Here is a 13,046-nt window from a genome sequence, read left to right on the forward strand (position 1 = left end):
CATGCCTATTGGGGCAACAATAAGATATGCGATAACTGCATATCTATGAGAGCATATCTGGGTGGGGATACTTTTGTAAAACTGGAGAACACCCACGACAGGCTGTATATGGTTACAGCTATACCTATTGAAAATGGCAACAGCACAGTGGTATTGGAGCTTCTAAAAAACGTTACAAAACAGATGCTTATAGGTGCAGGAGAGTATGACAAGGGATATTACATAAAAAATATTGTAGAAGATATGAACAAGATACTTGTAAAGGATACCCTAACCCAGCTTTTTAATAGAAAATACATAAATGAAAGACTGCCTGCAGATATAATAAGGAGTACCATAAAACAGCAGCCGCTATCAATAATCATTTGTGATATTGACCTGTTCAAAGAGATAAATGATACGTATGGACATGCTGCGGGAGATAAAGCGATAAAAGCATCCAGCGATACATTGGTGAGTTGCATAAGAGATAATGTTGACTGGGTTGCAAGATATGGTGGAGATGAGTTTTTGATATGCTTAGATAACACAGACTATGACGATGCATGGGATGTAGCCGAGCGAATGCGTAAAAAGATAGAAAATACAGATATAGAAATAAAAGATCAAAGAATAAATATCACCGCGTCTTTTGGAATATGCACATTAAAAGATAAAAAATTGACACCGGAGCAGATGATAGAATGTGCTGATCAGAAACTTTACCAGGCAAAGACTCAAGGGCGAAACAGGGTGGGATAAAAATATCTACAGCTCAAGCAGTCTGCAGATATTTTCCCTTAATATAAGCTTTCTCTCCTGTTCATTCAGGTCCAGCCTAAACAGCCTTTTTAACTCATCCTCATGGGTCCAGACAGGATAATCCGTTCCGAACACAATCCTGTCTGCTCCGTGTTTCCTTATCATATCCAGAGCTTTGCCATCATCCAGCAGGAACAAAGAACTGGAGGTATCCATATATATTTTTTTGCCTATCAAATATTGTTCTGCTTGATCCCACAATAGATATCCCCCAAAATGAGCCGCTATAACCGTCAAATCAGGAAAAACATCTATCACTTTGGCAAGCCTTTTAGGGTGGGACCAGTCTCTAGCCTTATCTCCCATGTGCATCAGTACAGGCAGTTTACCTTGAGCTGCCTTGTATATTGGAAACATGCATTCATCATCTATTTTAAAATTTTGAAATTCAGGATGTAGCTTTATACCTTTCAGTCCAAGATTCTTGATTCTTTCTATTTCCCCTTCTATATCATCAAAATCAGGATGAATAGTGCCAAATCCTATCAAACGCTTATCTGACCTTGATTCAGAGGCTGTATAATCGTTGATCGATTTTACCTGTTCAGCTCTTGTGGCAGTAGAGTGAATTACAAACCTATCCACTCCAGCCTTGCTACCGCACTCCAAAAGGTGGGAAACAATACCTTTCCCCTGCATAGCAATGCCGTAAAAGTCTCCTATAGCTTTAACAGCCTTATCTGCAATCTTCTCAGGAAAGATATGTGCATGCATATCAATAATTTTGTATTCTTCCATCTAATTCCCTTCTTTCCACTTATCTATTCTACAATTAAAATATATTTTTTGCAAAACAACATAACAGGTATCATAATATTCATTGCATGAACGCCCTTCTATATATATGTTCCGTGCATAGTTGCTGTCATATCAAAGTTTCAGCATTATCAGGAGTATATAATACCCTCCGTGCTCCGCAATCTGCCGCACTATATTATATAAACACCAGATGTATAGTGCGGCACATTAGTCGCATCTCCGGGTATTATATATTCCCTTTACAAAGTTCAGTTTAAAACTGCCCAACAGGAACTTGTATATATAAGGTTAGTGAACTGCTCATAAATATTTGTCTAAAAAAGCTTGGCAAACGAAATATAGGAAATGTCAGTTTAGCTTTCCCTGTTTGAGCGCCAGCGAGTTTGGGGAAAGCTTGACATTTCCGGAATGCAGTGAGCCGTAGCTTTTTTCAAATATTTATCGCATGAACGTTCTTATATATACAAGTTCCGTACGTATTTCCTGTAATATACGACACAATAGGACTGTCCCCCTGTGCAGTTACGGTCAAAATTATAAAAATGCTAAAGTTTTAGTCAAATATTTACGATAAAAATAATAGAAGCATTTATACAAAAATTACAATGGCGATGTATACAGCCTATAGGAGGAATAATTATGGGAATAAATCCTGTATCATCTGTAAAAAGTGCCCCAGTCAGGCCTGTGAGCCATCATAGCGGACTTGAACAGAATATGCGGGCTCAAAAAGATAAAACAGAACGTCCGATAGACAAGACCAGATTTGGGCTGAATGACCAGCTGGACAAACAAAAAATACAAGGGGCTGTTGATGCCGCAAATGATGTGGTCAAAGCCATAAACAAAGGTTTTGAATTTGAAATACATGATGATACAAACAGAATAATGGTAAGGGTGATAAATAAGGATACCCAAGAAGTTATAAGGGAGATACCCCCTGAAGAAATATTGGATATGTTGGGGAAAATGTGGAGAGCAGTAGGTATACTCATAGATAAAAAGATTTAAAAGGAGGATAACAAATGTACAATAGTATGAGAGTCGGTGGACTAGCCACTGGTATGGATATAGACAGCATAGTGGACAACCTGATGAGGGTGGAAAGGATGCCGCTGGACAAGCTAAAACAGCAAAAACAGGTACTTGAATGGCAGCAAGAAGACTACAGAGAAATAAACACGCTTCTTTTAAATTTGCGAAACACAATATTTGACATGAGGCTTCAAAGCACATTCAATGCTTACATAGCCAACAGTTCAGACCAATCCATAATATCAGCCACTGCATCAAGTGCAGCTTCAGCCACATCTTTCACCTTCGATTCTATCACTAGTCTTGCAAAGGCTGCAGGTATCAGGACAGCAGATGATGTGTCTATATCCAGTCAAGTGTACAAGATATCCGCAGAAAAACCGTTGCAGTCTCCGGTAAACATATCGGAAGTACAGAGCTTCATGATAAGCTACGATAACGGCGAATTTTTAGAGATAGCATTAGATCCGGCGGTGTATGACAACAAGAGCGGCGGTAGAATGTATTCCGATTTGGTGGCAGATATACAGAGCAAATTAGATCAGGCTCTAGGACAGGATAAAGTAAAAGTTACTTTGGATAGAAACAACAAGCTCCAATTTACCGCAGACGGCACTGCCGCCTTTACGATAAAACAGGAAGAGGGGCAGGAGCTATTTTCTGCTCTAGGTTTTGAACCGGATGCATCAGGTACGATACAAGCCCAAAGGCAGGGTATGGATACAAACCAGAGTTTATACACCCTCATACAGCAGGGTATATTGGATGGGAATAAATTCGATTGGATAGCAGATGTATCCGATTCATTTGTGGTGAACGAGACCGGCACCAGCTTTGTATCCAACATAAACTATGCCGATATAAGAGCAGACTACAAAAAAGAGAATATAACCATCAAAGTAAATGGCAGTTATTACAAAGCAGTTACCGATGAGAGCCAGCTTAAAGAAGGTGCTGTACTGTTAGAGGATGACGGAAACGGCAAGCTAAAGCTGACATTTTTTGAAGAACAAGAGATAGAAGAGGGCAGCAGCATACAGATAGACAGGCATGATTTTGAATTTTCCATATCATCATATAATCAAGGTGGACAGCAAAATACCGAAACTTTTACCATAAATGCACTCAACCAATCCATGAATACAGTAGTGAGCTACATAAACAATTCAAAGACCTTGGATTTAAATGCATTCTACGACTCCAGTACCGACAAGATGGTACTCACTGCCAAACGCACAGGAAATAACAATGCAAATGGACAAGACATAACTGTAAGCGGTGCTTTTGCTGAACAGCTTTTAGGTCTTAACCACTACACTTCAGGGCAGGATGCCCAATTTACGGTAAATGGACTTGCTACCACCAGAAAGAACAATGATTTTACTATAAATGGTGTATCTTTCAACCTCAAAGCTACATCGGATACCCCAGTGACCATCACTACCAGCAGGGATATAGATTCGGTAGTAGATAATATAAAGGGGTTTGTAGATACATATAATGAAACTATAGATACAATAAATCAAAAGATACATGAAGAGAGATACAAAGATTATCCTCCTCTGACAGATGAACAAAAAGATGTGTTAAAGGACAGCCAAATAGAAAAGTGGGAAGAAAAGGCTCGCAGCGGCATGTTGGCAAGGGATGCTATGTTGGAATCCATATTATCGGATATGCGCAACATGTTGATGGAATCTGTAGATGGAGTGGATTCAAAATATAATACTTTATACAGCATAGGTATCACTACAGGTCCATACTATGAACGTGGCAAATTGAATTTGAATGAAGCAAAATTGAGAGAGGCTATTGAAACCGATGCTGACGGCGTGGCCCAGATGTTTAGAAGGCAGACAGAAGGGGATTACCGCCAATCGGGGATAGCTGTGAGGATGCATGATACCATCACAGGGGGGATGGACAGGATATCAGAAAAGGCAGGTACGGCTTTATCATTCAGCAAGGCGGATAACAGTCAAATAGGGTCGAGGATAAGAGATTTAGAGAAAGATATAGACAGCTGGCAGGACAGGCTTAAAATGATAGAAAACAGATATTGGAACCAATATACCCAGATGGAAAAGGCGATAAATCAGATGAATCAGCAGAGTATGTGGCTGACACAGCAGCTGGGTATGTGGCAAATGTAAAATGAAAGGGGTAATGGAATTATGGCAGCTATGGGAAATCCATATCAGCAGTACAAACAAAACTCAGTAAATACAGCAGGCCCAGGGGAATTGGTTCTTATGATGTATGATGGGGCATTAAAATGCTGTAGGCAAGCATGTTCATTTATTGAACAAAAGGATATACAAAACTCAAACAATTCTATAATAAAAGCACAAAAGATAATAACAGAGCTGATGTCTTCATTGGATATGAATTACCAAGTATCAAATAATCTTTACAGCTTGTACAGCTATATGAACAGCAGATTGATACAGGCCAACATCAACAAAGATGTCCAGACGATAAAGGAAGTAGAAACAATGTTGGAAGAACTGAAGGATGCTTGGAAGGAGGCAGTGAGAATAAATAGGCAGCAAGTATATTCTCACTCATAATAAAATGGACTCCCACATTGAAAAAGATATAAAAAAACTTTTATGTTTGGTATCAGAGAAATATGAGCTGGTAAAAGAGATACGGGCGATGACTCAAAAACAACGCTCCTCAATTCATGATGATAAATTGGAGCTGTTGTTAAATATTATAAATCAAAAACAGGAATGCATAGACAAGGTGAATGAGCTGGACAAACAATTCCTTGAGGTTGCCGGCAGGCTGAAAAAAACCATGAAAATAGATTCTATGGATGAAATTGACTATGGCAAATATCCTGAATTAGCAAAGGTGAGAAGGCGGATACTAGACATTGTGTCCGTTTTAAATCAGATAAAAGAAATAGAAAATGGTCTGAAAAAGGATTCTAAAGACAAAAAAAATCAATTAAAAATGAGCATTGATAGCATAAAACGAAATAAAAAGGGTATATTAGGATATAATAAAACATATAGCGAACAGGCATCATATTTTATTGACAAAAAAAAATAGAAAAAAATTGATTTTGATGATTTATGAGTATATAATTAAGGAAGAAATTATACATACTAGCAATAAGTAGTGGGTATGTATAAATAATTAATATTTAAGCGAGGGGATTATCCAAATGTTTGAAGACAAAGTTTTAAACTGTCAGGACTGCGGACAAGAGTTTGTTTTTACTGCAGGTGAGCAAGAGTTTTATGAACAAAGGGGATTCCAGAATGAACCTAAAAGGTGTAAAGCCTGCAGGGATAAGAAAAAGGCTGAAAGCAGACAAAGAAAAGGAAGAAATAGCGCAAAATTATACGACGCAGTTTGTTCTGAATGTGGCAAACCTGCAAAAGTTCCCTTCAGGCCAAGCGAAGACAGGCCTGTGTACTGCAAGGATTGCTATCAAAAGATAAGATAATCCCTGAGCAAAGAGAGCTTTTGGAGTATCTATCGGATGATGGTAAAAGCTTCGGAGGAATTCGAAGCTTTATTTTTTTGTCGAAATTCGTGTTTTATTGTTAAGGTTAAAGTTAAAGGAAACACATATTCTCCACAATCCCCCCAACTTATCCACAAGTAAAAAGGTCGAAAACATAGGTTATACACAATTTTATCCACACTATCCACAGTTTGAGTGTCCACATATCCACATGATGTGAATTAATAGCAGGCATAATATGTCGTATTATGGTAAATATAGCCATAGATAAAACACATTGCATTTTTAAAGGTAATGTTGTATAATTATACAGTACAAAATTTTATATTAAAAATAAGGGAGACATAAAAACTGTCCCTTTGTTTGGTAGAATATTTTAGGAGGTTTGGTGTATGAGTTCAAAATTAATAAAAACAGCAGCGATTATCGCATTGATTTCATTATTTACTATAGCACTTGTAGGATGCGGCGGATCGGATAAATCTGTTGTAGACAAAGCTAAAGAAAAAGGAAAAATAGTGATGGGAACAAGTGCGGATTTTGAGCCTTTCGAATACATAGAGATAGATGAAGGCAAAGATGGCGAAATAGTAGGTTTTGATGTGGATATAGCAAAGGCTATAGCAGAAAAGATTGGGGTAGAGCTGGAGATCAAGGATATGGATTTTGGCGGGCTGATATCTGCATTGAGTTCAGGTAAGCTAGATTTTGTAGCAGCAGGTATGACTGCCGATGACGAAAGAAGAAAAAGCGTGGACTTTTCAGATCCATACTATGAAGCTTATCAGGTTATAATAAAGAGCAAAGGCAATGAAGAGATAATGAGCAAGGACGATCTAAAAGATAAAGTGATCGGTGTACAGCTTGGGACTACAGGTGATGAGGTTGCTTCCGAGGAGGAAATTGGAGCAAAAGAGGTAAAAAGATTTGATAAGGCGACTGCCGCTATATTGGCATTGAACAACGGCAAAATAGATGCTGTAGTGCTGGATCAGGCTGTAGCAGAAGCAAATGTTGCTCAAAATGAGGATTCCTTAGAACTTTTGGATGAACCGTTGAGCGAAGAGGTATATTCTCTGGCTGCTCCTAAAGGGGACGAGAAGCTGGTAGAGATCATGAACCAAGTTCTCAATGAACTCAAAGAATCCGGGGAATATGATCAGCTTTTGAAAAAATACGGTCTAGAATAAAGCTATTATAATGACAGCAAAATGACCGGTCAGGTTGTATTTTCTGACTGGTCTTTTTGTGTTAGATAAGGAGTGAAATAAAGTTGGATATTTCGTTTGTCAATAAATATTTTCCATTTATATTGCAGGGTACATGGGTAGCACTATATATCACCCTGTTTTCTGCTGTTTTCGGTTTTTTGATAGGATTATTGGTAGCTGTGACCCGTATCGCTAAATTTACCTCAGATGATTTAAAAGAGGAATTTAGAAAGGGCGGAGGCATATCTGCATTTTGGCCCCGTGTTTTAGCCCTATTAAAATATCTGTTGGGCAAGCTAGCCGATATATATGTAGCTGTTACCAGAGGCACACCTACCATAGTGCAATTATTGATAGTTTATAATATTATACTGCTCAATATAGAAGACCCTACAGTATCGGCTATATTTGCGTTCTCTCTAAACAGCGGCGCATACACTGCCGAGATAATAAGGGGAGGTATACTCTCTGTAGACAAGGGGCAGATGGAAGCGGCCCGTTCTTTAGGACTTAACTTCAGCACCTCCATGAGATACGTGATAATACCTCAGGCATTGAAGAGCATACTGCCTGCGTTGGGCAACGAGTTTATAGTACTTTTAAAAGAAACCGCTATTGTCAGCGTTATAGGAGTGGGCGATCTTGTCAACAGGGCTAACAAGGTGATGAGCATAACATATAGGCCATATGAACCTTATATATCCATTGCGGTAATATATCTTGTGCTGACCGGTGTATTTTCTGCAATACTGGGTAAATACGAAAGGAGGTTGAGACAAAGTGATTAAGGTAGTTAATTTGCATAAATATTTTGGAGATCTTGAGGTATTAAAAGGGGTAAACAACCATATTAAAAAAGGTGAAGTGGTTTGTGTTATAGGTGCCAGCGGTTCCGGCAAGAGTACATTTTTGAGATGTCTCAACCTGTTGGAAGAGCCTACAAAAGGTGATGTATATATAGATGGGATATCTTTGGTAGAGCAAAAGAAGGAAATAAATAAGTTGAGACAAAAAGTGGGCATGGTTTTTCAGCAATTCAATCTGTTTCCTCATATGAAGGTGATAGACAATATAAGCCTTGCCCCCATAAAACTTAAAAAGATGACAAAAGAGGAGGCACAGCAAAAGGCTTTGGAGCTGTTAGCCAAGGTGGGGCTGAAAGACAAGGCCCAGGCTTATCCTAAACAATTGTCAGGGGGACAAAAACAAAGAGTAGCCATAGCCCGAGCACTTGCCATGGACCCTGAAATAATGCTATTTGATGAACCCACATCAGCATTGGACCCTGAAATGATAGGGGAAGTTCTAGATGTAATGAAAGAGTTGGCAAGAATGGGTATGACCATGGTAGTAGTAACCCATGAGATGGGTTTCGCCCGTGAAGTAGGGGATAGGATACTCTTTATGGATGATGGAGTGATCGCAGAAGAAGGAACACCAGATGAGATATTCAATCATTCAAAGAATAAAAGGACAAAAGAATTCCTGAGCAAGGTATTGTAATTACGACAACCAAACGACACAAGGGGACAGTCCCCTTGTGTCGTTTTATTATCAAATCATTGTGTACACGTACGGGACTTGCATATAGAAGACCGCTCATGCAATAAATATTTGGAAAAAACTAAGGCTCACTCCATTCCAGAAATGCCAAGCTTTTCCCAAACTCGCTAGCGCTCAAACAGGAAAAGCTAAACTGGCATTTCCTACATTACGCTCGCCAAGTTTTTTAGCCAAATATTTATGAGCAGTTCGCTAACCTTCTATATGCAAGTCCCTGTTTAGTGATTTAGCCTACTTGCTTCAGGGTATTATACAACACAAGGGGACAGTCCCCTTGTGTTGTTTTTGCACAAAATAAAAAAGGGCCATATGGCCCTTTCACTTACATATAATCAGGTATTATCAAACCGTAATCCCCATCGTTTCTCTTATACACAACATTCACACCATCAGTTTCTGCATTGGTGAATACGAAGAAGTTGTGTCCCAAAAGATTCATCTGAAGTATAGCCTCTTCCGGGTCCATGGGTTTCATTTCAAACCTCTTGGTTTTAACTATCACCGGTTCCTCATATTTCTCATCCATATATGTCTTTGAGAATACCGGATGGTTATATTTGAATGCGCCGGTTCGAAGTTTTCTTTCCAGCTTGGTTTTGTGCTTTATAATCTGTCTTTCTATCTTATCAAGGACGCTGTCTATCGTTGCATACATATCATCTGTGCTGTCCTCCCCTCGGAGAATTACTCCATCGAAGGGTATTGTCACCTCGGCGATGTGCCTATTTTTTTCTACTGATAACGTTACTTGAGCTTCTGTGCCTGGGTTGAAATATCGCTCTAATTTACCCACCTTTTTTTCAACAGTGTTCCTTAAAGCATCGGTGACTTCCATGTTTTTACCACTAACAATGATCTTCATAAAATCCAGCTCCTTTCAAGTCTTTATCTTATCCTACACCCTATACTAATACTATTCAGCATAGGGAAGAATTATCTTTATTGAGCTTGTGTATATTTTACTATGTATATTCTATATATACCCCTAAACAGGACAAGCTAATCATTGTCAATATCAGTTAGTTCAAGATGCCCGAATAAATATCTGAAAACTCCACATTAATCCTTTCTACACGAGTATCTTTATCTGTGTTGGATATAAAATTATCCTTTTGTTTTTCAAGGATTCTTGCCGGAAGCTGTATTGTAAATTCTGCCCCTTGTTCATACTCCCTGTTAAGCCTTATATTGCCTCCCATCATCTCAATGAATGACTGAACCAGGGATAAGCCTATACCGCTCCCTTCACGTGTTTTGGTGAAAGAACTATCTACCTGCCTAAAACGGTCAAATATTATATCCACCTTATCCTCCGGAATACCCTCACCTGTATCCCTCACAGTTACATCAATAGTATCTCCATTATCCTGTAAAATTACCCATATACTGCCACCTGGTTCGGTATATTTAACTGAGTTGGAAAGCAAATTCAGCATTATCCTTTCCATCTTGTCCACATCACAGGCTATTATCTTTTCTTCAATGTTGGTGTCGAATATCACCTTTATGCCATGATTTTCAGTAAATTGTGCAACTGAAAGGGTAATATCTTCGATTATATTAACTATATTACAATTGGTCAGGCGCAGCTCCATAAACTCGGCGTCTACCCTAGTCATATCCACTAAATTGTTTATAAGCCTGAGCAGCCTAAAACAGTTCTGTTTCATAATAGGCATGTATTTAGCATAAGGTGTGGGATCTTTTAGCCCGTCCCCTGCTTTACGGTATAGTTCAGAAAGTTGTATCACACCTAATATTATATTCAATGGTGTCTTAAATTCGTGTGATATATTGGAAAAAAAGTCAGTCTTTAGCTTATCATATTCCAATGTTTTTTCAAGAAGTTGTTTGTTTTCTTCCAATGCTTTTTTAAGGTCTTGTTCCACATTTTTTCTATCAGTAATATCTCGGCCTACCCCTACAATGGCGATGACGTTGCCCTCAGAATCTAATACAGCTTTGTCTGCCCATTCGAACCATCGATATCCATCAACAGTGAGAGCTCTTTGTTCCATATGACAACTATAGGGAGGACGATATAAATTTTTAACAGCTTTCAAGGTAGCTTGACGGTCATCCGGATGGACTAGCTTTAAAAACTTTTTGCCTAGCAGCTCCTGTTCGCTTTTACCAAAAGTCTTACAATAGGAGGGGCTTACGAATGTCAGCCGTCCCTGATTGTCTGCTTTTACTATCAAATCTGTCTGATTTTCCACCAGCAGTTATATTTTTCGTTATTTTCCTCCAACTGTTTTGTCCATGAAATTTTTGAATTTAAATAGAAACAAAAGAATATCCATAGCAAAATTGCAAGGATAATTATGAATATGATTCCAAATATATTATTATTGGTTATGAAAAACCACAGGATGCCCACTGTAGCGAAAACACATAATAAAAGGCAGGAAAAGCATTTTACTGAAATATTGATTTTTTTAAAAGGATTGGTTTTTTTATATGCCATTCTAAAATGTAACCCCCTAACTTTTTTTGGGGAAAAGTGTTAGTTTATATTTATTATACTACTAGTTCATTTATTTTGCTATAAGTACATAAAAGTGTTAAAATAAATTAATGGAAATTAGTAATGAAAGTGTAAGAAACAGGAGGTTTATATATAAAGATGTTTGGACTTTTAAAGAAAATTTTTGGAGATCAGAACAAAAAAGAATTAAAATTGATAACACCTATAGTAGACCAAATAGAACAACTAGAACCTGACATGAAAAAATTGACGGATGAACAGCTGGCAGCCAAGACTCAAGAGTTTAAAAAAAGAATAGCAGATGGCGAAAGCTTGGATGATATACTCCCTGAAGCATTTGCCGTTGTGCGGGAGGCTTCTGTCAGGACGTTGGGCATGAGACACTTTAGGGTACAGCTGATTGGAGGTGTGGTACTGCATCAGGGGAGAATAGCCGAGATGAAGACTGGTGAAGGAAAGACCCTTGTTGCAACCTTGCCTGCCTATCTCAACTCCCTCACCGGCAAAGGCGTGCACATAATAACTGTCAATGATTACCTTGCAAAGAGGGACAGCGAATGGATGGGCAAGATATACGAGTTTTTGGGACTTAAAGTAGGCCTGATACAACATGATATGGATTCTAAAGATAGACGGGAGGCCTATGCTGCAGATGTCATCTATGGAACCAACAATGAATTTGGATTTGATTATCTGAGAGATAACATGGTTATATACAAAGAGAATATGGTACAGAGAGAATTAAATTATGCCATAGTGGACGAAGTGGACAGCATACTGATAGATGAAGCCAGAACACCCCTCATAATCTCAGGCAAAGGGGATAAATCCACCGATATATATTATAAAGTGGACAGATTTGTTTCCAGACTCAAGAGAGAGACCGATTATACAGTGGATGAAAAGGCCAGGACGGTAAATCTTACAGACGAAGGAATAACAAGAGTAGAATCATATTTTGGGATAGAGAATTTGGCGGATATTGAAAACATGGGATTGCAGCACCATATAAATCAGGCGCTAAAAGCCCATGGCCTGATGAAGAAAGATATAGACTATATAGTAAAAGATGACCAAGTGATAATAGTGGACGAATTTACCGGCAGGCTGATGACAGGGAGAAGATACAGCGATGGGCTGCATCAGGCTATAGAGGCTAAAGAAGGTGTTAAGATCAAAAGAGAGAGCAAGACCCTTGCTACCATCACCTTCCAGAACTACTTCAGAATGTATAAAAAATTAGCAGGTATGACGGGTACTGCTGCTACAGAAGAAGATGAGTTCAGGGGCATATATGGCTTGGATGTTGTTGTAATCCCTACACATAAGCCTATGATAAGGGAAGATTTGCCTGATGTGGTATTCAAGACAGAGCTAGGCAAATTCAAAGCTGTGGTAAAGGAAATAGAGGCTAGGCATGCCCAGGGGCAACCTGTTTTGGTAGGCACAGTGTCCGTTGAGAAATCCGAGATTTTAAGCGATATGCTCAAGAAAAAGGGCATACCCCATCAAGTGCTGAATGCAAAACACCATGAAAAAGAGGCAGAGATAATCAAAAAAGCCGGTCAGCGGGGTGCCGTAACTATAGCCACCAACATGGCAGGCCGTGGAACCGATATAGTATTGGAAGAAGGAGTGGCAGAGCTAGGAGGGCTCTTTGTTCTAGGCACTGAACGCCATGAGAGCAGAAGGATAGACAACCAGCTGC

Annotated in this window: 14 protein-coding genes; 10 read left to right on the forward strand and 4 right to left on the reverse strand. The window is 38.9% G+C overall.

Features of this window, described 5'->3' with window-relative positions; translation table 11 throughout:
* Positions 1 to 741 (forward strand): GGDEF domain-containing protein (locus tag PHP06_07010; GenBank protein MDD3840309.1); only part of this gene is annotated, 741 nt, incomplete at its 5' end.
* 6 nt (positions 742 to 747) lie between these two features.
* Here PHP06_07010 and PHP06_07015 read toward each other — a convergent pair.
* Positions 748 to 1,539 carry an amidohydrolase family protein gene (locus PHP06_07015; protein MDD3840310.1) on the reverse strand — a complete coding sequence of 264 codons (792 nt, stop codon included), beginning with the start codon at positions 1,537 to 1,539 and terminating at the stop codon, positions 748 to 750.
* Positions 1,540 to 2,199: 660 nt separating this feature from the next.
* Between PHP06_07015 and PHP06_07020 the strand changes: the two genes are divergently transcribed.
* The 8 genes from PHP06_07020 (at position 2,200) to PHP06_07055 (ending at position 8,790) form a co-directional block, all read left to right on the forward strand.
* Positions 2,200 to 2,571, forward strand: coding sequence for a flagellar protein FlaG (locus PHP06_07020; protein MDD3840311.1), 372 nt, complete (start codon positions 2,200 to 2,202; stop codon positions 2,569 to 2,571).
* Positions 2,572 to 2,585: 14 nt separating this feature from the next.
* Positions 2,586 to 4,748, forward strand: coding sequence for a flagellar filament capping protein FliD (fliD, locus tag PHP06_07025; GenBank protein MDD3840312.1), 2,163 nt, complete (start codon positions 2,586 to 2,588; stop codon positions 4,746 to 4,748).
* Between the two features lie 30 nt (positions 4,749 to 4,778).
* Positions 4,779 to 5,165: a flagellar export chaperone FliS gene (fliS, locus tag PHP06_07030; GenBank protein ID MDD3840313.1), complete on the forward strand. Its 387-nt coding sequence runs from the start codon at positions 4,779 to 4,781 to the stop codon at positions 5,163 to 5,165.
* 4 nt (positions 5,166 to 5,169) lie between these two features.
* A complete protein-coding gene (locus tag PHP06_07035; GenBank protein MDD3840314.1) occupies positions 5,170 to 5,655 on the forward strand; it encodes a flagellar protein FlgN in 486 nt (161 codons plus the stop codon).
* Between the two features lie 115 nt (positions 5,656 to 5,770).
* Positions 5,771 to 6,055 carry a zinc-ribbon domain containing protein gene (locus PHP06_07040; protein ID MDD3840315.1) on the forward strand — a complete coding sequence of 95 codons (285 nt, stop codon included), beginning with the start codon at positions 5,771 to 5,773 and terminating at the stop codon, positions 6,053 to 6,055.
* Positions 6,056 to 6,468: 413 nt separating this feature from the next.
* Positions 6,469 to 7,266, forward strand: a complete 798-nt coding sequence (locus PHP06_07045) for a basic amino acid ABC transporter substrate-binding protein (protein MDD3840316.1) — start codon at positions 6,469 to 6,471, stop codon at positions 7,264 to 7,266.
* A gap of 83 nt (positions 7,267 to 7,349) precedes the next feature.
* On the forward strand, positions 7,350 to 8,075 hold the full coding sequence (locus PHP06_07050; protein ID MDD3840317.1) for an amino acid ABC transporter permease: 726 nt from the start codon (positions 7,350 to 7,352) through the stop codon (positions 8,073 to 8,075).
* Positions 8,068 to 8,790, forward strand: a complete 723-nt coding sequence (locus PHP06_07055; protein MDD3840318.1) for an amino acid ABC transporter ATP-binding protein — start codon at positions 8,068 to 8,070, stop codon at positions 8,788 to 8,790. Before PHP06_07050 ends, PHP06_07055 begins: the two co-directional genes overlap by 8 nt.
* A 382-nt stretch (positions 8,791 to 9,172) precedes the next feature.
* On the opposite strand, the gene raiA is transcribed toward PHP06_07055, so the two are convergent.
* The 3 genes from raiA to PHP06_07070 all read right to left on the reverse strand — a co-directional run bounded on the left by raiA (position 9,173) and on the right by PHP06_07070 (position 11,317).
* Positions 9,173 to 9,712, reverse strand: coding sequence for a ribosome-associated translation inhibitor RaiA (gene raiA, locus PHP06_07060; GenBank protein MDD3840319.1), 540 nt, complete (start codon positions 9,710 to 9,712; stop codon positions 9,173 to 9,175).
* Between the two features lie 157 nt (positions 9,713 to 9,869).
* On the reverse strand, positions 9,870 to 11,051 hold the full coding sequence (locus tag PHP06_07065) for a PAS domain-containing sensor histidine kinase (protein MDD3840320.1): 1,182 nt from the start codon (positions 11,049 to 11,051) through the stop codon (positions 9,870 to 9,872).
* Positions 11,048 to 11,317 (reverse strand): hypothetical protein, encoded by a 270-nt coding sequence (locus PHP06_07070; GenBank protein MDD3840321.1) that lies wholly within the window; start codon positions 11,315 to 11,317, stop codon positions 11,048 to 11,050. The genes PHP06_07065 and PHP06_07070 overlap by 4 nt, the downstream gene beginning before the upstream one ends.
* 159 nt (positions 11,318 to 11,476) lie before the next feature.
* Here PHP06_07070 and secA point away from each other — a divergent pair.
* The coding region (gene secA, locus PHP06_07075; protein MDD3840322.1) for a preprotein translocase subunit SecA at positions 11,477 to 13,046 on the forward strand (1,570 nt) is incomplete at its 3' end.

Source organism: Clostridia bacterium, from assembly GCA_028698525.1.
In the GTDB taxonomy this organism is placed as follows: domain Bacteria; phylum Bacillota; class Clostridia; order JAQVDB01; family JAQVDB01; genus JAQVDB01.